Below are 19,270 nucleotides of genomic sequence, written 5' to 3' on the forward strand. Positions count from 1 at the left end.
CGCACAGCCCAACCGGCCACAAGGCCCCCAAAGGCCACGCAACTTCAGGCGGCCGCTCAGCCCAGCCGGCCCCATAGTGTCAGCCGATTGCACTGCGTCAGCCGGTCGAAACCAGGCGGCCAAAGACCGGCCGAGGCGCCCGACAGCAGCGGTGCCCGCCACCCGCGGTGCCCCACCACCCGTGGTGCCCACCCAGCCGAGGCACCCAGATGACCGCGCCGCCGACCGGCTCATCCGGCCACCCGGACCAGCCGAGTCCTCGTCTCGGTCACCCAGCCCGACCAGCCGAGCCACTACCCAGCCAACTCAGCCCCATCCCGACCGCCCGATGAACGGCCGTCAGCCGGCGGCTACCTCCTCGACAGTCACTCGGTTCGGGTAAAACGCGAGGTGGTCCTTGATCTCCGCGACCGCGTCGTACGGTTCCTCGTACGTCCACACCGCGTTGTCACCGTCCGCTCCGAGCGCGGTGATGCTGTAGTACGACGCGCTCCCCTTGTACGGGCAGTACGTCTCGTGCTCGGTACGGGCGAGCCCCGTCAGGTCGACATCCTCGCGCGGGATGTACAGGACCGCCGGGTAGCCGGCCTCGCTCAGGGCCTGGGCGCGGGTGCTGTCCGCGACGACCTGGCCGCCGACCTTCACCACCACCCGTGACGGGTTCGGCTCGACCGTGATCGGGTGGTCCGGGCCAGGGATCTTCTTCGGCCTCGCCTGGGACTGTTCTGCCTGGGACATGGTCTCCTCCTCCGCGAACTACGCGAACGTCCAGCGCCGGTGGTCTGCCGCCGACACCGCTACCAACCCGCGAACGCCGCCGTCTCTTCCCACCGTAATCGCGACCACCGACAAAAACCGGGCCCGAGACGTCCGGCCACCAGTTCAGTCGGGCGCAACCCGCCGAGGCGCCGTGCGCCGGAGCCAGTACAGGCCGATCACCGGCAGCACCAGCGGGATGAACAGGTAGCCCTCGCCGTACACCGACCACACCGTGGCGTCCGGGAACGCCGCCTTGTCGAAGATGCTGAGCGTCCCGACCGTCAGCACGCCGAGCAGTTCGACCGAGCACGCGACCAGCGCGACCCGCCACCACCGTCCGCCGCGGGCGAGCGCGAAGGTCGCCAGGAGGTAGACCACGGCCGCGAACGCCGACAGCGTGTAGGCCAGGGGTGCTTCGTGGAACTTCGTCCCGATCTGGACGCCGGCGCGCGAAGTCGCAGCCAGCGCGAAGATGGCGTACACCGCGACCAGAACCCGTCCGGGCCCCGTGGCCGTCCTACGCGCTTGCTCCACTCCACACCTCGTTCAGTCGCAGCACCATCACCGGGATGGCCAGGCAGGCGATGCCGAGCACCACCGTGCTCGACCGGCTCCGCTCGGCCAGCGCCCACATGGCACCGACCGGCAGCACCACCAGACAGCCGATCAGATAGGCCAGGTAGGTGGCGACGCTGCCCGGCTTCTCCCCGCTCGCGAGCAGCACGATGCCGACCACCAGCTGGGCGACGAGCAGCAGTTCCACCCCACCGAGCGCAACGAGCAGGAGGGTGTCGGGGAGCCGGTTGCGCACCGACTGCACGAAGCTCCACAGCGCGACCAGCAGCGCAGCCCCCGCCACCACGACCGCGAACCCGAAGATCACCCGTTCCTCCTGTCCCGCCGGGCTCAAACTACCCGCCGGTCCCCTTGGCCCTGTCCGCCGGAGGGCCGCCGACGTGGCCGGGACCACCAACCAGGTGTCCCGTGTGGACTCCACCGCACCCCGCCCGGCCCGGAACGGGCGAAGGGACCACCGGATCCACCTGGTGGCAATCCGCCGATTCCGGGGTACATTTCGGGGACCGGACGAGCTACCTGCACGGGCGGCATATCAGCCCCGCGTTACCGCCCGTCCGAGTGGTTTTCCACTCGGGAAGAGTTACGCAAGGTCCCCGACACCGGAGGCTACCGGCGGTTTTCCCACCCCTGATCAGCCCAGTCGAACCCCCAGGTTGGCGGATTGGCCGTGACCCCCCCGGCGTGCGGAAATATTTCTTGTCACCGACAACGAGCCGCGCGTCCGCAAAAGGAGCGCGTAAGGGGCCAGTTCCATGGACATCCGGTATGAAGCGTTCTGCTTCGCCGATCCACTGTTCTTCGACGAACAGCGGGAAACTGGTGAGCCCGACGACGATTTCGCCACCGAGCTGCCTGCCCCCGGCCCGGGGTGGCGGACCAGTACCCGCGAGGGCTGGCACGTACTGCACCCCCGAACCGTCGAGATTCCCGACCAGGGCTGGAAAATCCACGTCTCTTCCGCGATTTCCAACGCCGACCGCGTGCTGGCCAAGGTGCACGAGTACTGCCTCGGCCACCGCGTCCCCTACGAGCACCTGCGCTCCCGCACCATCTTCTTGAGCCGCAACTCGAAATACGCACCGCACCGAGGAGCCGGCCAGCTCGCCACTATTTATCCCATTGACAACAACCAGCTCACCCGAGTGCTCGAAGATCTTCACCAGCAGCTCCGAGGGGAACCCGGTGCGAGCATTACCGGCGATCTCCGCTACGGCGACGGGCCACTTTACACACGTTACGGCAGCTTCACCGAGCAGTGGGTCGAGCATGAGGGACGCCGGGTGCCGGCGATCCGCAAACCCGATGGAACCCTGGTGCCAGACCGGTGGGACACCACCTTCTCCATACCAAAATGGGTGAATATTCCAGTCTGCCTGGACAAAAGTCTCGCAGCCCACAAGGCGGGGGGTCCGGGCGAGTTCCCATACCGCGTGACCAGATCCCTGCGCCGGTCCAACGGCGGTGGCGTCCACCTGGCGGAACGCGAGTCGGACGGCGAGACCGTCGTGCTGAAGGAGGCCCGGTCGCACGCCGGACTGGATTGCGCGCTGGTCGACGCGGTCGCCCGGCTGGGGCGAGAGCACGAGGTGCTGAAGCGGTTAGCGGGCATTCCCGGCGTTCCGGACGTCTACCACCATTTCACCTTCGGGGAGCACCACTACCTGGCCATGCGCCGGATGCCGGGCACCTCGCTCTACAACTGGCTCGCGCTGAACCACCCGCTCACGCGTCGCGACAGCACCGAAGCCGAGCTGCGCGCCTACCGCGACCGCGCGCTGGCCGTGCTCGCCCAGATCGAGCGGATCGTCGATGACCTGCACGGGCGGGAAATCGTGTTCGGCGACCTGCACGCGTCGAACATCCTGGTGGACGAGGAGGACCGGGTCTCGCTGATCGGCTTCGAGATGGCCGCCGACGTCGAGTCCGGCGAGTGGACCGCGCCCGGCTTCCGCGCCCCGAGCGACCGGCACGGCTTCGACATCGACCACCACGCGATGACCGCGCTGAAACTGTGGATCTTCCTGCCGCTCTCGATGCTGCTGGCGCAAGCAAAGCTGCGCAGCGCGGCGGAGTTCGTCGAGCACCGCTTCGCGCTGCCCACCGGGTACGCCAACGAGCTGCTCGACGACCTCGGCCTGCGGGAGAAGCCGCTGCCACCGGCGTCGACGCACACCGAACTCGACGAGGAACGGCCCGACTGGTCGCTGGTCCGCAAACAGATCGCCGAGGCCGTGCTGGCCACGGCGACGCCGGAGCGCACCGACCGCCTGTTCCCCGGCGACATCGAGCAGTTCCGGTGGGGTGGCGCCTGCTTCGGAGTGGGGGCGGCAGGGGTGCTGCACGCGCTCGACGTCGCCGGCGCCGGCCGTCACCCCGAGTACGAGCAGTGGCTGCTCGATGCGGTGCGCCGCGAGCCACCCAGGCGACCCGGGTTCTACGACGGCAGTCACGGAATCGCATACGTGCTGGAAAACTTCGGCCACCACGAGGCGGCGACGAAGCTGCTCACGGCGTCGCGCCGGCTGGTCGAGCAGACCACGGACCATGCGCTCGAAGGCGGACTGGCCGGGATCGGGCTGACGCAGCTGCACTTCGCCACCCGCCGCGGTGACAACGAGTTCGGCCGCCAGGCCCTGACCACCGCCGTCCGCCTGAGCGAGGGTTTGGAGACGGCGGCGTCTCCCGGCCAGTTCGCGCGGGCGGGCCTGCTCAAGGGGTGGTCGGGCCCGGCGCTGCTGTTCATCCGGCTGTTCGAGCGGACGGGCGAACGCGCGTGGCTCTCGTTCGCCGACCAGGCCCTGCAGCGTGACCTCGAGGAATGCGTACTGACCGACGACGCCTCCCTCCAGGTCCGCGACGGCGAACGGAGCACACTGCCGTACGCCGGCATCGGTAGCGCGGGCATCCTGATGGTCGCGGAGCAGCTCGTGCGCCACGAACCAGACGCGCGAACCGCCGAGAGCCTCCCCGGCCTGCGCGAAACGTGCCGCGGCGAGTTCGTCCTCCACCCTGGCCTGCTCCACGGCCGCTGCGGCCTGGCTGCGGCGCTGTCCTTCAGCGCCGACCCGGGCCCGGGAATCCGCGAAGCCATCGACCTGCACCTGGCCTGCCTGTCCTGGCACGCGATCCCGTTCCGTGGCGGCCTCGCCTTCCCCGGGAACCGGCTGCTGCGGCTGTCGATGGACGTCACCACCGGCGGCGCGGGCATCCTGCTCGCCCTGGCCGCCCTGCTGGATGGCAAAGAGGTGCTGCCGTTCCTCGGCGCCACCCCGTCCCCGCACACCCCCGGCTCCTGAGACCGGCGGAACACCATGGAACCTTCCTCGGAGCTTCAGGTCCTCCAAGCCCTCGATGGCCAAGCCATGGCGGTGCGCCGAACAACTCGAGCCGGCCGCCCCGTACACCGGCAGCCCACTCAGCCTGCGGACCTGCCACTGAGGCACCCGCGCTCGATCAGGTGGAGAGGCGCGGGAGCAGCAAAGGCCGAAAACGCTCCCCTTCGGCCACAGCCCTCCGGCGGGGCCGCGAAACTGGCGCAGATCTGGGCGGAGCGGGTGTCCCAGAGCTGATCGGCTCCTCATGCCGCATCGAAGGGCCGGGCGCCTCGCGCCAAGATTTCGCAGTCGCAGGAGATCCCGGATCCGGTCAGTCCGACCAAAAGCTGTGACCAGCCGACGTCGTTGGCCTCGGCCCAACGCTCGGTGCTTATCACGGTGCCGTCACACCCCTCTGCGCAGATTCGCGCGTCGAGGAACTTCAGCAACGACTTCAGCTCGCCTGGGACGATCCCGAAGGCGGCGGGCGGTCTGTTGGGGTCAGAGGAGGCTTCCGGCATGGCACTGCCCTTTCGGAGACGAACGGGAACCGTCTTCGATTCTCACCGCATCCGGTCCTCGAGCGCCAGTTTTTCCTGTCGCGAACGGTCATCTCGCGACCTTCGGTCTTTCGACCCGAGGATCCGTCGTCCCCGCCACAGGCCCGTGACCAGCAGTTCACCAAGGTATCCACAGAACCTTCCACAATTGCCAAACCTGTGGACAACTCGGCGAGCCGACCGTCCCTTATGGACAGATCAGATCGTGATTCCGAAATTGTCGGTGCCGGATGAGAGGGTGCTGAGCATGACCAACGCACCCGCTCATTCCCCGACTGTCACCCCCGGCGATCGGGAGCCCATCCCCCGGCTGGCCGGGGAACGCGAATCATTGGAGGCCTTCTTGGACTGGCACCGCCGGACGTTCGAGTTGAAGTGCGAAGGGCTCGGGCAAGACGAGTTGTCGTCGCGCGCCGTTGCGCCATCCACCCTTTCGCTGCACGGCCTGGCGCGGCACCTGGCCGGGTGTGAACGGTGGTGGTTCAGACAGCAGTTCGCCGGTGAGGACGTCCCGATCCTGTACTACTCCGACGAAGACCCCGACCAGGACATGGATTCGCTCGACGGCGACGCCCAGGAAGCACTGGCGGTCTGGCGCTCGGAATGCGCTCGTTCGCGCGAAATCGTGGCGTCGGCGCAGTCACTGGACCAACGCGGCACGTCGCTGCGCACCGGTGATCCGTTCACGCTCCGCTGGATGTTGATGTCACTGATCGCGGAGTACGCCCGCCACAACGGTCACGCCGACCTTCTCCGCGAGGCGATCGACGGGGCGGTGGGCCAGTGAAGTAGTGCGGATTGCCTTCGGCGGCAGGATGCGCGAGTGACGTGCAGAGGACCGGACCTCGCCGGTTCGCCGGCATGTCGGCTGGTGCGCCTTTCGTCTAGGCGCCGAGGCTTGCTGAGTCCGCTTCGGAGGGTGCTTCGAGTCGGGAGACGGAGGTGATCGTGGCGAGGGCTGATCGCGCGGGTCTGGGCTGGTCCGGTGGACGCGTGCGATGCTGGGCGGATGACCGCCGATCCTGATTCCGGGTTGTTGTCACCGGTACGGGCCGGGACGCCGGCCGAGGCGAGTACCGGAGACCGCGCTTGGCTGCGAGCCATGCTGGATGCCGAAGCCGCGCTCGCCCGGGCCCAGGCCCGGTTGGGCACCGTCCCGGCGGGGGCAGCGGAGGTGATCACCGCGGTTGCCCGGCAACTCGGCGAACCGACGATGGCCTCGCCGAACATCGGTGGCCGCACATCGAGCGCGGCGGAAATCGGCAGCCAGGTGCCGCCCACGACGGAAGTGGGCGCGGAAGCGTCAACTGAGACGGAAGTCGGCCGGCAGGCAGCGGTCGAAGTCGAAATCGAGGTTGGGAGCGAGGCAGTAGGAAGGGATGAGCATGAGGTAGAGGAGGAGGTCGACACGCCCGTATCTGGTGCGGCCGAGGTTCAACGACCGGAATCTGCTGAGGCCGACGAGCCGGGACCTGCCGCGGTCGAGCGGGGAACTGGCGCGGAGTCGCTTCGAGGAGCAGCGAGTGTCGACGTCACGGCGTTGGCGCGGGAAGCGCGAGCGACCGGCAATCCGGTGGTCGGGCTGGTCAAGGTGCTGGCTGAGGCAGTCGGCCGGGTGGACGTGGCCGCGGCGGATCACGTGCATCGCGGGTCTACCAGTCAGGACATCGTCGACACCGCCATGATGCTGGTCGCGCAGCGGACGTTGCGGGTGCTGGCTGACGACCTCGACGAGGCGGGGCGCACGCTCGGCGAGCTGGCGCGGGTGCATCGCGATACGACGATGGCCGGGCGCACGCTCACCGCGCACGCGGTGCCCACCACGTTCGGGCTCAAGGCCGCGACCTGGCGGCAAGGAGTGCTCGATGCCGCCGGCCACGTGCGGCGGGTGCTCGACACGGGTCTTCCCGTCTCGCTCGGTGGCGCGGCTGGGACGCTTGCGGCGTACGGCGACGGGTCCGACGACTACGCCGAGCGGCTGGTCAACGCGTTCGCCGAAGAGACCGGTCTCGCCGTACCGGCGCTGCCGTGGCACGCGAACCGGACGGTGGTTGCCGACCTCGCCGCAGTACTGGCCAGGGCAGCGGTCGCTCTGGGCAAAATCGCGGTCGACGTCCTCACACTCACGCGTACCGAGCTGGGAGAGGTCACCGAGCCGGGCGGCGGCTCGTCTGCCATGCCGCACAAGCGCAATCCGGTGCGGTCCGCGCTGATCCGCTCGGCTGCGCTGCAGGTGCCGGTGCTGGCCGCGGGCGTGACGCAGGCCGGGCTGACCGAGGACGAGCGGTCCGCCGGCGTCTGGCAGGCCGAATGGCAACTGCTACGTGAATGCCTGCGCCTGACCGGTGGCGCGGCGCACACGGCCGTCGAACTGGTGCGCGGCCTCGTCGTGCACCCGGACCGCATGGCGGCGAATCTCGAACTCACGCACGGGCTGATCCTGTCCGAGCGGCTTTCCGCCACGCTTGCACCGTTGCTCGGCCAGGCGCGCGCGAAGGAGGTACTCGGTGAAGCGTCCGCGCGAACGATCGAGGAAAACCGTCCGCTGGGTGCCGTCATCGCCGAATTGCCCGAGGTGACCGCCGTGTTGGACGCCTCGAAGCTCACCGATCTGCTCGACCCCGCGCAGTACACCGGCGCGGCCGGGCGAATGGTTGATCGTGCCCTCGAAGGTGACGGAAGGTAGCTGCCGCGGATGATCCTTCAGGTGTGATGCGGTCGAAATCCTTCTGAAGGCGGGGCTGCCATCTCGGGGAGGCGAAGACGAAAAAAGGTCCGGCAACCGAAACGGTTGCCGGACCTCGAAGACCTGAGACGAAAAGGCTTCGTGCGAAAAAGCCTAGTGCGCCAATCCCGGGCCACGCTTTTCCCGCGGCGCGGGAGCGGCGACGGGGTTGTCGAGCGGTGCAGCGGCCGGCTCGCGGACTCCCGCGCCGGTCTCCTGGGTCGCGCGCGGACCGCGGACCGCACCGGAGTCGTGGACCACCGGGTCGCCAGTGCGGACGGTCGGGTCCGCGGCGGTGTCGACCGGGCCGACGGTGTCAGCCGAGCGCACGGTGTCAGCCGAGCCGATAGTGTCAGCCGAATGCACGGTGTCAGCGCGGGTGGGCACACCCGGGTCGACCGGCTCCTCCGGGATCCGGACCCGGCGGCGAGCCGGCAGAACGGCGATGAACAGGCCGAGAGCCGCGATGCCGAGGTGGAGCCAGTTGTCCGCGGCGGTCAGGTCGAGGGGGTTGCCCGCGTTGGCGAACGGGTTGGTGGTGATCGTGCCGGTGATCATCAGGCCCCAGACGAACAGCACGCCGTAGCCGAGGAACAGCAGCCAGCCGAAAACGCGCGCACGGCCGGAGCCGAACGCCAGGGCCAGACCGAGCAGACCGGTCACCACGTGCACCAGGTTGTTCATCGGGTTGGCGGAGAACCGCCAGAAGCCCGCGTCGTGGTGGCCGGCGAAGTCACCGAAACCGGTTTTGGTGAACCCGATGATGCCGAAGACCAGGAACACCACAGCCACGAGGCCGGCCAGAACCTGCGCCGGCTGCAGGCCCTCCACCCGGATCCGGGCTCCGTTCGCACGATCCATGACTTCTCGTCCTTCCCGATGATGAGGTGACGGCAGCAGCCGCGCCCGAGGGATACCCCGCCGTCACCCAGCGCGAAACCCCGGACTCGGGCCGGTCCTCGGCCACGGGCAAAAGCCCGGGTAGAACGCCGATGCCCGCCCACAGAAGCTCATAGACCAACACCAAAACCGCCTGCCGCGACCCGCTGGCCGACGCTCAAGCCCGCCCGCGGAGCCCCGCCGGTCGGCACCGATACCGCGCGCCGCAACCCACCGGTCAACGCCCAAGGCCACCCGCAAAGGCCCACCAGCCGACGCCGACGCCGCCTGCAGTGACCCTCCAGTCAACGCCCAAGCCCCGCCCGCGAAGGCCCCCGGCCGACATCGACACCGCCCGAAAAGGCCCCCAGCCGACGCCGACACCGCCCGCAAAGGCCCCCCGGCCGACATCGACACCGCCTGCAAAGGCCAGCCAGGCGACACCGCCCGAAGAGGCAAGCCCGCCCACGCCGATAAAGGCCCGGATGCTCCACGCCTCCGGGCCCGATCGAGAAGAACCGCCACGTCGTCGTCGTGCTGAGCACCCGCGGCCGGTCGGCTACGACGCCGTGGAACGGCAGATCACGAAGGTGGTCGAGAATTCGCTACCCCGGACCGGCCGGCTCACTCCTGCGTCGCCGTCAGCCCGCCGCGTGCGCCCGCGGACGGCAGGGGCCACGGCTTCACCCCGCCGCTGATGTCCACGGGCCGCCCGACCGCGGTCGGCGCCGGGATGCGCTCGCCGATCCAGGCCAGCACGTCGGGCAGCTGGACCTTGAACGTGTTCATGTTGTGCCCCGCGTCCGGGATCTCCCACGAGTAGACCCGTACGGGCGACTGCGCGGCCGCGCGGATCCTCCCGATCGCGGCGGTCTCGGGGTGCTCCTGGCTCCCCGCGACCGCCAGGATGTCCACCGGCGAAGGGTGCAGGCGGACGTTGATGCTCACGTTGTTCGCGTCGTCGATGTCACGACGGCCGTGGAACAGGTCGTCGGTCTGGCCGTCGTTGCCCTGGGCCCGGTCGTACCCGCCGACGCTGACCGCCTGGCCGAACCACTGCGGGTGGCGCGTCACCATGTTCAACGCGCAGTACCCGCCCGACGACCAGCCCGCGATGGTCCACGCCCGCCGGTCCGGGTTGAGGCCGAGGCGCTGGATGGCCCACTCGCGCACGTCCGCGGAGAGGTAGGTGTCGTTGGGCGAGCCGTCGACCTCGTCGACGCATTCCGTGTCGTGCCCGACCTTCGGCGTCCCGGTGGGATCCGGGACGATCACGACGGTGGGGGGCATCGCGCGCTTCTTGATGGCCGCGTCGAGCCGGTCCGGCAGTCCGTAGATGTCGGCGATCTCGGGCCCCGACGGGTAGTTCGGGATCCACTCGATCGCCGGGAACCGCAGCGAGCGGTAGGCCGGCTCGAAGTACTGCGGCGGCAGGTACACCACGGAGTCCCGGGTCAGCCCGGTCCGGCGGCCGGTGACCTTCATGTGCACGACCGTGCCCTTGCCGTTCTTCGCCTTGGTCGCGCCGGCGTCGCGCAGCAGGTCGAGGTCCGCGCCGTTGTCGCCGCCCTCGGCGTCGGTGCCGTCGTTGGCGTACGCCCCGGTGCCGACCAGCGCGCCGAGCGTGGGGAAGAAGCCGCCGATGAGGTTGCCCGCCAGCCCCAGGCCGACCACCAGCAGCACCACGGCGGTCAGCACGGTGAAACTGCGCCCGGCCTGCTTGTGCTTCCTCCAGCGGTCCCAGAACCACGGCACGGCGATGATGGCCAGCACCGCCAGCACGGCGACCACGACCAGCTCGACCGGTGAGTCCAGCCGGATGCTGCTCAGATGCACGGGAAACCTCCACCAGGGCGCGTGTCCGGAGGACGGGACCCGCTGATTAATACACGTTTGAGGGACCCCCCTCGTTGTGATCAGGTGACTCGCGTCACAGGAAAACGAGAGGGGTCCACCCAGCGTTGGCCTGCGGTTTCAGTGCACGAAAGCCCGACGCAGCACGGTGATCGCCTGCGCGATGGCGGCCTCGGCGGCGTGCGTCTCGCGCAGCGCGTTGACCATCACGAAGTCGTGGATGATGCCCTGATAGCGAACCGCCGTCACCGCGACTCCGGCTTGACGCAACTTGGCCGCGTACGCCTCGCCCTCGTCGCGAAGCACGTCCGCCTGGCCGGTGATCACCAGCGCCGGCGGCAGGCCGGCGAGTTGCTCCAGCGAAGCCCGCAGCGGCGACGCGGTGATCTCCGCGCGCTGCGCCTCGTCGGTCGTGTACTGGTCCCAGAACCACTTCATGCCGTCGCGCGCCAGGAAGTAGCCCTCGGCGAATTCGCGGTACGACTCGGTGTCGAAGTTCGCGTCGGTGACCGGGTAGAACAACACCTGCTGCAGGAAGCGGACGTCCCCGCGCTCCTTGGCCATCAGGGTCAGGGCCGCCGTCATGTTCCCGCCGACCGAGTCCCCCGCGATCGCGATGCGCGTGGCGTCGAGTCCCTGGTCCGCGCCGTGCGCCACGACCCACTTGACCGCGGCGTAGCTCTCCTCGATGGCGACCGGGTAACGCGCCTCGGGCGAACGGCTGTACTCGGGGAAGACCACGGCCGCGCCGGTGCCGGCGGCGAGCTCGCGGACCAGCCGCTCGTGGGTGTGGAAGTCGCCGAAAACCCAGCCGGCACCGTGGATGTAGACCAGCACCGGCAGGTCTCCGGTCACCCCCTCGGGCTTCACGACGCGGACCTCCACGTCCCCGTTGGGTCCTCCTGGGACGGTCAGCACCTCGATCTCGGCCGGCGCCATGGCGACTTCGCCGTCCTGCACCCCGTCGACGGCGGCGCGGCCTTCGGCGGGCGGGAGCTGGAACAGGTACGGCGGCTGGTCGGTCGCTTCGGCGAACGTCTGCGCGGCCGGTTCCAGAGCGAGGTTCCTCGGGTTGGCGGTCATCTCTGCCTCCTCGGTACGGGTGATGTCGGGAACGTATCTCCCAGATTGATTGTGCACAACTTAAAATGACACGATGAGATCTAAGGCACTTGAGTTGCGCCGATAGGCCGAATTCGGGAACATGGAGCGTTACAGCAGGGAACGGAGGATCCCCATGACCGACCAGGACCACGGCGAAGCCGGTTCGCTGCTGCTCGACGACCAGCTCTGCTTCGGGCTGTACTCCGCGTCGCGGGCGGTCACCTCGCTCTATCGCGCGCTACTCGAACCGCTGGACCTCACCTACCCGCAGTACCTGGTCATGCTGGCGCTGTGGGAGCAGGACCAGCAGCAGGTCAAGGAACTCGGCGCCGCGCTGAACCTCGACTCCGGCACCCTCTCGCCACTGCTCAAGCGGCTGGAGAAAGCCGGCCTCGTGCGCCGTGACCGCCAGCCCGACGACGAGCGGTCCGTTCGCATCTCCCTCACCGAAGACGGAGTCGCTCTGCGCGCGAAGGCCGAGGCGATCCCCTCGCACATCGGTGCCGCGATGGGCTTCGACCCGCGGACGCTGGGCCGGATGCGCACTTCGATGGACCAGTTGACCGCCTCCGTGAACGCCTACCGGGAGTCGTTCAGCCCGGCCTGATTTCCCCCACGCGCGCCGTGGCTAGCATGAGCCGCGACGCGAATGGTGAGGACAGTCATGAGCGAACGAGACGAAGCCCTGCGCGCGGTGGACAGCAGCCTCGACCTGCCGTCGGCGGCCCGGGTCTACGACTACTTCATCGGCGGTACGACGAACTGGGCGATCGACCGCGCGTTCGCGGAGAAGGTGCGCGCGCGGCTGCCGCTGATGGGCGACTACTGCACGACCAGCCGCCAGTTCCTCGGCCGCGCCGTGCGCGAGTGCGTGCGGCTCGGCATCCGCCAGTTCGTCGACATCGGCTCCGGCCTGCCGACGGCCGGCAACGTGCACGAGATCGCCGACGACGAACGCCCGGAGCACGACGTGCACGTGCTCTACCTCGACAACGAGCCCGTCGCGCTGGCCCACTCCCAGATCCTGCTCGCCGACACCGCCGACCCGGAACGCCACGAGGCGATCGCCGCGGACCTGCTGCAGCCCGAACAGCTGTGGGACCGCGTGATGGACTCCGACGTGATCGACGTGCGCCGGCCGGTCGCGCTGATCGTCAACGCCGTGCTGCACTTCATCAAGGACGACCAGGACCCGGACGGTCTGCTGGAGTACTACCGCCACCGCCTCGCCCCCGGCTCCCTGCTGGTGCTCTCGCAGATGACCAACGAGAACCCGGTCGACGAGGACGAGCGCCAGGCCCTGAACGACCTGTTGGAGTACTACGAGTCCACCACCAACCCCGGGGTGCTGCGCACGCTGGCGGAGTTCGAGCGCTTCTTCGGCGGCTGGCCGCTGCTGAACCCCGGCCTCGTGTACGCGCCGGCTTGGCACCCGGACAAGGACACCGTGTTCGCGAAGACTCCTTCGGAGTCCCGCGTGATCGGCGGGGTGGCCCGCAAACCGTCGCTCTGACGCGGCCCGCGGCTAGGAAGCCTTGCTTCAAAGCCAGGTGAGCAGGGTGGCCAGGTCGATCATGCTCCGATGGGAGGTGGTGGTCTTGTCGACGCGAGTGGTGATGGCGCGGAACTGCGTGAGTCGGTTGACGCAGCGTTCGGCAACGTGTCGGCGTTGGCAGGCGACGCGGTCGAAGGTTGGTGGGTGTCCACCGGCCCGGCCCCGGCGCAGCCGGTTGGCTTGCTGATCCCGGCGTTCGGGGATGGTTGCCGGGATGTGGCGTCGGCGCAGGGAGGAGTGGATGGCCTGGCTGGAGTAGCCCTTGCCGGCCGACGGAACTCGACACCCGCCATCACTGCGATGAACTGGGTGCAGTCGTTGACGTTGCCGCCGGTCGGCACCACCGGCAGCGGCCGCCCGTGACCGTCGCAGGCCAGGTGGATCGTGGTGGTGAGCCCGCCGCGGGACCGGCCGATGGCATGATCACCTGGCTCGCTCTGCCCGCCGCAGGACCCGCTCGCCCCCTGGGTGGGGAACCGATGCACGGCGGGCACCGGCGGCGTGCTAATGCGCCCACACAATGCTGGAATCCACCGGCACTTCCCGGTCGGGTTCGTCGACCGCCTCGGCGGGAACGTGCACCTTCGCCACCAGCGCAGACAGGGTCCCGGTGCGTGACCAGCGCCAGAACCGGTGGCACACCGTCTTCCACGACCCGTACCGTCCCGGCAAGTCCCGCCACGCGACACCGGTCTTGGCCGTGAACAGCATCCCGTCGATCACCCGCCGGTCATCCACCCGCGGACACCCCTTCGCACCCCGATGCCGGCAGCAACGGCCCGATGACCTGCCACTGCTCGTCAGTCAGCTCACGCCTACACACCACGGCCGAAAATCACAGCAGATCACCCACCGCTTTGAGGACAGGCGCTAGGAAGCCTTGCGCAGCACTTCAAGCGCCTCGTACACGGCTTCGCGGCCCAACTCGACCGCGCGGCGCAATACGGCGGGGTCACGTTCCAGCGCGCCGACGTCCGGGGAGCCCGCCGGGGGGCGGACGCTCACCAGGCGCGGGTCCTCGCGCAGCAGCCGCTCGTCTTCGAGGTCGCGCTCGTACTGCTCGCGCCACGCGGTGATGGTGCCGGGGGCCTGACGCCGCAGGAACCGGGGCACGACCACGTCCTGAACGCGCGGGGGCGGCAGCGGGATCTCGTCCTCGCGGCGGGTCCGCAGCACCAGCACGTCGGTCGCGCCCTGGGCCAGTGCGGTCCGGAACGGCAGCGGCTCCGCGACCCCCGCGTCGACGAACCGGCGCCCGCCCATCACGATCGGCGGACCGGCCAGCACGGGCATGCAGGAGGACGCGGCGAGCGCCGTCTTGATCGCGTCGACGTCGTCGATGAACGGGTGCAGATCGGTGGACTCGCCGGTGTCCGCGTCGGTGGCCAGCGGGTGGAAGCCGACCGGGTTGGCCAGGATGGCCGGGAAGTCCATCGGCTCCAGCACCGAGTAGACCTGGTGCACGAGGTACTCCAGGTCGATCACCGCGCGCCCGCGCAGGGTGTGCAGCGGGTTGATGATCCGCCGCATGACGGTGGGGTTCCACCAGGTCCGCACCCCGGTCTGCGATCGGCCGCAGAGCAGCCAGGCGCCGTTGAGCGCGCCGGCGGAGGAGCCGTAGACCGCGTCGAACGCGGGGGTCGCGCCCAGTTCGTCGAGCGCCAGCACCATTCCGCTGGAGTAGGTGCCGCGGCTGCTGCCGCCCTCGATCGCGAGCACGAGGCGGCGCGAGTCCGTCCGCTGTCCCGGCCCACTGCCCGTCGCCAGTCGTTCGGTGATGAGTTCGAGTACCGGGTGCACCCTCCCATCCTGGTCGTTTCGCGCGGTTCGTCGACCCGATTTGCCCCACCCGGCCGGGTGACGTGGATTGCACTTGGTTGCACTGCAACTAGTTGCATATGATCCTGAACGGCATGGCCCTGGAGCACGCGATCCTCGTCTCGTTGTCCGAACGCTCGGGCTCGGGTTACGAGCTGGCGCGTCGGTTCGAGAAGTCCATCGGCCTGTTCTGGAGCGCCACCCACCAGCAGATCTACCGCGTGCTGAAGCGGATGGAGGAGGCCGGCTGGGTGGGTGTGGACGTCGTCGCGCAGGACGGGCGGCCGGACAAGAAGGTCTACACCGTCGGCTCGGCCGGGCAGTCCGAGCTGCGGCGCTGGCTGGCCGAGCCCGATCCGTCCTCGAGCCCGCAGGAGCTGGCCGTGAAGATCCGCGGAGCGTCCTTCGGCGACGCGCGCGCGGTCGCCGAAGAGATCGGCCGCCACCGAGACGGGCACGCCGAGCGCCTCGATGCGTACCGGCAGATCGAAAAGCGAGATTTCCCCGCGCCGGCCGAGTTGAGCGGGCAGGCGCTGCACCAGTACCTCGTGCTGCGCGGCGGGGTCCGCGCGGAGGAGGGGCAGGTGGAGTGGTTCGAGGAGGTCCTGGCCGCGTTGAACCCGGCCGGATCCGGGCGGGCCGCACCGGCGAAGCCAGCCGAAAAGACCGTGTCCCACCACGACAAGGACCCGTCATGACGCCGTACCCGCACCTGCTCGCCCCGCTCGACCTGGGCTTCACGACGTTGCGCAACCGCGTGCTCATGGGCTCGATGCACACCGGTCTGGAGGACCGCGCCAAGCACTTCCCCGAGCTGGCGGAGTACTACGCGGAACGCGCGCGGGGCGGGGTCGGGCTGATCGTCACCGGCGGGTTCGCGCCGAACCGGGCGGGATGGCTGCTGCCGTTCGCGTCGAAGCTGTCGACCCCGGCGGAAGCGCGGCAGCACCGTCAGCTCACCGCGCCCGTGCACGAGGCCGGGGGAAAGATCGCGTTGCAGATCCTGCACGCGGGGCGGTACTCCTACCACCCGCTGAGCGTTTCCGCGTCGAGCATCAAGGCGCCGATCAACCCGTTCCGGCCGCGTTCGCTGACCGGTTACGGCGTGCGGCGGCAGATCCGCGCCTTCGCCGACAGCGCCGCCCTCGCGCGTGAAGCCGGGTACGACGGCGTGGAGATCATGGGCAGCGAGGGTTACCTGATCAACCAGTTCCTGACCGAGCGGACCAACGAGCGCACCGACGGCTGGGGCGGCACACCGGAGAAGCGACGGCGGTTCGCGGTCGAGGTCGTGCGGCGCACGCGCCAGGCGGTCGGGCCGGACTTCATCATCATCTACCGGCTGTCCCTGCTCGACCTGGTGCCCGGCGGGCAGAGCTGGGACGACGTGGTCGCGCTGGCCCAGGCCGTCGAGACGGCGGGGGCCACGATCATCAACACCGGCATCGGCTGGCACGAGGCGCGGGTGCCGACCATCGTCACCTCGGTGCCGCGGGCGGCGTTCACCTGGGTGACCGGGAAGCTGAAGCCGCACGTGTCGATCCCGGTCGTCACCTCGAACCGGATCAACATGCCGCAGGTGGCCGAGGAGGCGCTGGCGAGCGGAGCCGCCGATCTGGTGTCGATGGCGCGGCCGTTCCTCGCCGACCCCGAGTGGCTCCGCAAGACCGAGACCGGGCGCGAGGACGAGATCAACACCTGCATCGCCTGCAACCAGGCCTGCCTGGACCACGCGTTCCGCCGCAAGGCCGTGTCCTGCACGGTCAACCCGCGGGCGGGCCACGAGACCACGCTGACGCTGGCGCCGACGCGACGGGTCAAGCACGTCGCGGTGGTCGGCGCCGGTCCGGCCGGGCTCGCGGCGGCGACCACGCTGGGCGAGCGGGGCCACCGCGTCGAACTGTTCGAGGCCGAGCCCGAGATCGGCGGCCAGTTCGGCATCGCGCGGCTGATCCCGGGCAAGGAGGAGTTCGCCGAGACCGTCCGCTACTACCGGCGGCGGCTGGAGGTCACCGGGGTGAAGGTGCACCTGGGCCGGCGGGTGACCGCGACGGAGCTGACCGGGTTCGACGAGGTGGTGCTCGCCACCGGCGTCACCCCGCGCGTGCCCGCGCTGCCGGGCATCGATCACCCGAAAGTGCTGTCCTACGTGGACGTCGTCCGGCACGGCAAGCCGGTCGGCGAGCGGGTCGCGGTGATCGGCGCGGGCGGCATCGGGGTGGACGTGAGCGAATTCCTCACGCACACCTCCTCCCCCGCCCTCGACCGCGAGGCGTGGATGGCCGAATGGGGCGTCACCGATCCGGAGCGGGCCGCCGGCGGGCTCGCGAAGGCCCGGCCCGCACCGTCGCCGCGGCAGGTCTACCTGCTGCAACGCAAGAAGGGACCGATCGGCGCGGGACTGGGCAAGACCTCCGGCTGGGTGCACCGGGCGGCGCTGAAGGCAAAGGGCGTCGAGCGGCTTTCCGGGGTCGCCTACGAGCGGATCGACGACGCCGGGCTGCACCTCACCGTCGACGGGGCGCCGCGGCTGCTGGAGGTGGACACCGTGGTCGTCTGCGCCGGTCAGGAGCCGGTGCGGGATCTGGTGGCCGGGCTGGACGGGATGCCCGTGCACCTGGTCGGCGGGGCCGGCGGGGCGGCCGAACTGGACGCGAAACGCGCCATCGACCAGGGGACACGGCTCGCGACCAGACTGTGACCGGGTTGCGCGCACTGGCAGGATGACCCCCGTGCGAGACGTATGCGTGATCGGGCTCGGGCTCATCGGCGGTTCGCTGCTGCGGGCCTCGGCGGCGAGCGGCAGGACGACGTGGGGCGCGGCGGCGTCCGAAGTGGACGCCGACGCCGCCAGCCGCGCCGGCTACGACGTGACCACCGACGCGGAGGCCGCGCTGCACCGGGCCGCGGCGGCCGACGCGCTGGTCGTGCTGGCCGTGCCCCTGCCCGCGGTCGAAAACCTGCTGCGGCTGGTCGCGCAGCACGCGGCGCACTGCCTGCTGACCGACGTGGTCAGCGTGAAGGGCCCGATGCTGGAGGCGGTCCGGCGGCGGGCGCCGTACACGCGGTACGTGGGCGGGCACCCGATGACCGGGACGGCCGAGTCGGGCTGGCTGGCCGGTGAGGAATCGCTGTTCCAGGACGCGGCCTGGGTGGTCTGCGTCGAGGAGGACACCGATCTCGAGGCCTGGGCGGAGGTCACCCGGCTGGTGCTGGACGTCGGCTCGTTCGCCGTGCCGCTGCCCGCGGACTCGCACGACGAGACCGTCGCGCGGATCTCGCACCTGCCGCACCTGTTAGCCGCGATCCTCGCGACGATCGGCGCGCAGGGCGGCCCGCTGGCGATGTCGCTGGCCGCGGGCTCCTACCGCGACGGCACCCGTGTGGCGGGCACGGCGCCCGAGCTGGTCCGAGCCATGACGGAGGGCAACCGCGAAGCCCTGCTCCCGATCGTCGACGAGGCCCTCGGCCGCCTCGGCGCGGCGCGCGGCTCACTGGCCTCCACCGGCGGACTGGCCGCGACGATCAACGCGGGCCACGAGGGCGCGCTGGCCCTGTCGGCCGCCCACGACGCCGCCCGCTCCGGCGTCCGCATCACCCTGTCCTCCAGCGGCGCCCGCGACGGTCTCATCGCCCTCGGCGAACGCGGCGGGCGCATCACGTCCCTGTCCCTGGAAGAGGGCATCGCCGTGGGCGAGGTCAACTGACCCACCCGCCGCCGACTTGCCTGGCGACGGGCCGGTGTGAAGGATGAGGATCCTTCTGGATCCGGATTGGGGAGCGAGTGATGGGCATCAACTTCGACGAGATCAAGAACAAGGCCCAGGACGCCCTGCGCGAGCACGGCGACAAGATCGAGGAGGGCCTCGACAAGGCCGCCGGCTTCGCGAAGTCCAAGGTCGACGGCCAGGACTCCAAGATCGACGGCGGGGTCCAGAAGGCCAAGGAGTTCCTGGACAAGTTCAGCGGCAAGCCCGAAGACGGCGGTGAGGGTGGCGGGCAGCCGCCGGCCGCTCCGCCGCGGCAGCCGTAGGTCCCCGTTCGGCCGAGCCCGGCCTCACCACTGCGGCGCGACCGGATGGGGCCGGGCGGGCCGCCGATCCGGTCGGCGGCAATCGAAGCG

17 protein-coding genes and 1 pseudogene are annotated in these 19,270 nt (G+C 69.9%); 9 read left to right on the forward strand and 9 right to left on the reverse strand.

What is annotated here, in order from left to right; translation table 11 throughout:
- Positions 1-339: 339 nt before the first annotated feature.
- The 3 genes from NYF13_RS04450 to NYF13_RS04460 form a co-directional block, all read right to left on the reverse strand.
- Entirely contained in the window at positions 340-738 is a 399-nt protein-coding gene (locus tag NYF13_RS04450; protein ID WP_315654329.1) for a DUF427 domain-containing protein, read from the reverse strand.
- A 144-nt stretch (positions 739-882) separates the two neighbouring features.
- The gene (locus NYF13_RS04455) at positions 883-1,293 is read right to left on the reverse strand and encodes a hypothetical protein (protein ID WP_315654330.1); all 411 of its coding nucleotides are present in this window, start codon (positions 1,291-1,293) and stop codon (positions 883-885) included.
- Positions 1,277-1,642: a hypothetical protein gene (locus NYF13_RS04460; RefSeq protein ID WP_315654332.1), complete on the reverse strand. Its 366-nt coding sequence runs from the start codon at positions 1,640-1,642 to the stop codon at positions 1,277-1,279. Before NYF13_RS04460 ends, NYF13_RS04455 begins: the two co-directional genes overlap by 17 nt.
- Positions 1,643-2,090: 448 nt before the next feature.
- On the opposite strand from NYF13_RS04460, the gene lanKC reads away from it, so the two are divergent.
- Positions 2,091-4,634 (forward strand): class III lanthionine synthetase LanKC, encoded by a 2,544-nt coding sequence (gene lanKC, locus NYF13_RS04465; protein ID WP_315654334.1) that lies wholly within the window; start codon positions 2,091-2,093, stop codon positions 4,632-4,634.
- Positions 4,635-4,915: 281 nt separating this feature from the next.
- On the opposite strand, the gene NYF13_RS04470 is transcribed toward lanKC, so the two are convergent.
- Positions 4,916-5,173, reverse strand: coding sequence for a DUF2695 domain-containing protein (locus NYF13_RS04470; protein ID WP_315654335.1), 258 nt, complete (start codon positions 5,171-5,173; stop codon positions 4,916-4,918).
- A 286-nt stretch (positions 5,174-5,459) separates the two neighbouring features.
- Here NYF13_RS04470 and NYF13_RS04475 point away from each other — a divergent pair, with 286 nt between their 5' ends.
- Together NYF13_RS04475 and NYF13_RS04480 are read left to right on the forward strand one after the other, a co-directional pair.
- Positions 5,460-5,999, forward strand: coding sequence for a DinB family protein (locus NYF13_RS04475; protein WP_315654336.1), 540 nt, complete (start codon positions 5,460-5,462; stop codon positions 5,997-5,999).
- Between the two features lie 222 nt (positions 6,000-6,221).
- Positions 6,222-7,898 carry a lyase family protein gene (locus tag NYF13_RS04480; protein WP_315654337.1) on the forward strand — a complete coding sequence of 559 codons (1,677 nt, stop codon included), beginning with the start codon at positions 6,222-6,224 and terminating at the stop codon, positions 7,896-7,898.
- Between the two features lie 153 nt (positions 7,899-8,051).
- Here the strand turns inward: NYF13_RS04480 and NYF13_RS04485 are convergent, their stop codons facing one another.
- From NYF13_RS04485 to NYF13_RS04495, 3 genes are all read right to left on the reverse strand, one after another.
- The gene (locus NYF13_RS04485) at positions 8,052-8,798 is read right to left on the reverse strand and encodes a DUF4383 domain-containing protein (protein WP_315654338.1); all 747 of its coding nucleotides are present in this window, start codon (positions 8,796-8,798) and stop codon (positions 8,052-8,054) included.
- 642 nt (positions 8,799-9,440) lie between these two features.
- On the reverse strand, positions 9,441-10,652 hold the full coding sequence (locus NYF13_RS04490; RefSeq protein ID WP_315654339.1) for an alpha/beta hydrolase-fold protein: 1,212 nt from the start codon (positions 10,650-10,652) through the stop codon (positions 9,441-9,443).
- 138 nt (positions 10,653-10,790) lie between these two features.
- Positions 10,791-11,753, reverse strand: a complete 963-nt coding sequence (locus NYF13_RS04495; protein ID WP_315654340.1) for an alpha/beta hydrolase — start codon at positions 11,751-11,753, stop codon at positions 10,791-10,793.
- A 154-nt stretch (positions 11,754-11,907) separates the two neighbouring features.
- Here NYF13_RS04495 and NYF13_RS04500 point away from each other — a divergent pair, with 154 nt between their 5' ends.
- Together NYF13_RS04500 and NYF13_RS04505 are read left to right on the forward strand one after the other, a co-directional pair.
- On the forward strand, positions 11,908-12,381 hold the full coding sequence (locus NYF13_RS04500; protein WP_315654341.1) for a MarR family transcriptional regulator: 474 nt from the start codon (positions 11,908-11,910) through the stop codon (positions 12,379-12,381).
- A 57-nt stretch (positions 12,382-12,438) separates the two neighbouring features.
- Positions 12,439-13,287 (forward strand): SAM-dependent methyltransferase, encoded by an 849-nt coding sequence (locus tag NYF13_RS04505; RefSeq protein WP_315654342.1) that lies wholly within the window; start codon positions 12,439-12,441, stop codon positions 13,285-13,287.
- Between the two features lie 27 nt (positions 13,288-13,314).
- On the opposite strand, the pseudogene NYF13_RS04510 reads toward NYF13_RS04505, so the two are convergent.
- Together NYF13_RS04510 and NYF13_RS04515 are read right to left on the reverse strand one after the other, a co-directional pair.
- Positions 13,315-14,155, reverse strand: a pseudogene (locus tag NYF13_RS04510) (IS5 family transposase).
- Between the two features lie 44 nt (positions 14,156-14,199).
- Positions 14,200-15,129: a patatin family protein gene (locus NYF13_RS04515; RefSeq protein ID WP_315654343.1), complete on the reverse strand. Its 930-nt coding sequence runs from the start codon at positions 15,127-15,129 to the stop codon at positions 14,200-14,202.
- A gap of 113 nt (positions 15,130-15,242) precedes the next feature.
- On the opposite strand from NYF13_RS04515, the gene NYF13_RS04520 reads away from it, so the two are divergent.
- From NYF13_RS04520 to NYF13_RS04535, 4 genes are all read left to right on the forward strand, one after another.
- Entirely contained in the window at positions 15,243-15,845 is a 603-nt protein-coding gene (locus tag NYF13_RS04520; RefSeq protein WP_315654344.1) for a PadR family transcriptional regulator, read from the forward strand.
- The gene (locus tag NYF13_RS04525) at positions 15,842-17,848 is read left to right on the forward strand and encodes an NADPH-dependent 2,4-dienoyl-CoA reductase (protein WP_315654346.1); all 2,007 of its coding nucleotides are present in this window, start codon (positions 15,842-15,844) and stop codon (positions 17,846-17,848) included. The genes NYF13_RS04520 and NYF13_RS04525 overlap by 4 nt, the downstream gene beginning before the upstream one ends.
- Before the next feature lie 22 nt (positions 17,849-17,870).
- The gene (locus tag NYF13_RS04530) at positions 17,871-18,854 is read left to right on the forward strand and encodes a prephenate dehydrogenase (RefSeq protein WP_315654347.1); all 984 of its coding nucleotides are present in this window, start codon (positions 17,871-17,873) and stop codon (positions 18,852-18,854) included.
- 80 nt (positions 18,855-18,934) lie between these two features.
- Entirely contained in the window at positions 18,935-19,180 is a 246-nt protein-coding gene (locus NYF13_RS04535; protein WP_315654348.1) for an antitoxin, read from the forward strand.
- Positions 19,181-19,270: the final 90 nt, after the last annotated feature.

The organism is Amycolatopsis sp. PS_44_ISF1, from assembly GCF_032335455.1.
Classification (GTDB): Bacteria; Actinomycetota; Actinomycetes; order Mycobacteriales; family Pseudonocardiaceae; genus Amycolatopsis.

Excerpts from the sequence above, each read along its gene's own strand:
- NYF13_RS04470 (WP_315654335.1), bottom strand. The coding sequence starts at position 5,173 with ATGCCGGAAGCCTCCTCTGACCCCAACAGACCGCCCGCCGCCTTCGGG.
- NYF13_RS04480 (WP_315654337.1), top strand. The coding sequence starts at position 6,222 with ATGACCGCCGATCCTGATTCCGGGTTGTTGTCACCGGTACGGGCCGGG.
- NYF13_RS04450 (WP_315654329.1), bottom strand. The coding sequence starts at position 738 with ATGTCCCAGGCAGAACAGTCCCAGGCGAGGCCGAAGAAGATCCCTGGC.
- lanKC (WP_315654334.1), top strand. The coding sequence starts at position 2,091 with ATGGACATCCGGTATGAAGCGTTCTGCTTCGCCGATCCACTGTTCTTC.
- NYF13_RS04475 (WP_315654336.1), top strand. The coding sequence starts at position 5,460 with ATGACCAACGCACCCGCTCATTCCCCGACTGTCACCCCCGGCGATCGG.
- NYF13_RS04525 (WP_315654346.1), top strand. The coding sequence starts at position 15,842 with ATGACGCCGTACCCGCACCTGCTCGCCCCGCTCGACCTGGGCTTCACG.
- NYF13_RS04520 (WP_315654344.1), top strand. The coding sequence starts at position 15,243 with ATGGCCCTGGAGCACGCGATCCTCGTCTCGTTGTCCGAACGCTCGGGC.
- NYF13_RS04505 (WP_315654342.1), top strand. The coding sequence starts at position 12,439 with ATGAGCGAACGAGACGAAGCCCTGCGCGCGGTGGACAGCAGCCTCGAC.
- NYF13_RS04530 (WP_315654347.1), top strand. The coding sequence starts at position 17,871 with ATGACCCCCGTGCGAGACGTATGCGTGATCGGGCTCGGGCTCATCGGC.
- NYF13_RS04500 (WP_315654341.1), top strand. The coding sequence starts at position 11,908 with ATGACCGACCAGGACCACGGCGAAGCCGGTTCGCTGCTGCTCGACGAC.
- NYF13_RS04485 (WP_315654338.1), bottom strand. The coding sequence starts at position 8,798 with ATGGATCGTGCGAACGGAGCCCGGATCCGGGTGGAGGGCCTGCAGCCG.
- NYF13_RS04495 (WP_315654340.1), bottom strand. The coding sequence starts at position 11,753 with ATGACCGCCAACCCGAGGAACCTCGCTCTGGAACCGGCCGCGCAGACG.
- NYF13_RS04535 (WP_315654348.1), top strand. The coding sequence starts at position 18,935 with ATGGGCATCAACTTCGACGAGATCAAGAACAAGGCCCAGGACGCCCTG.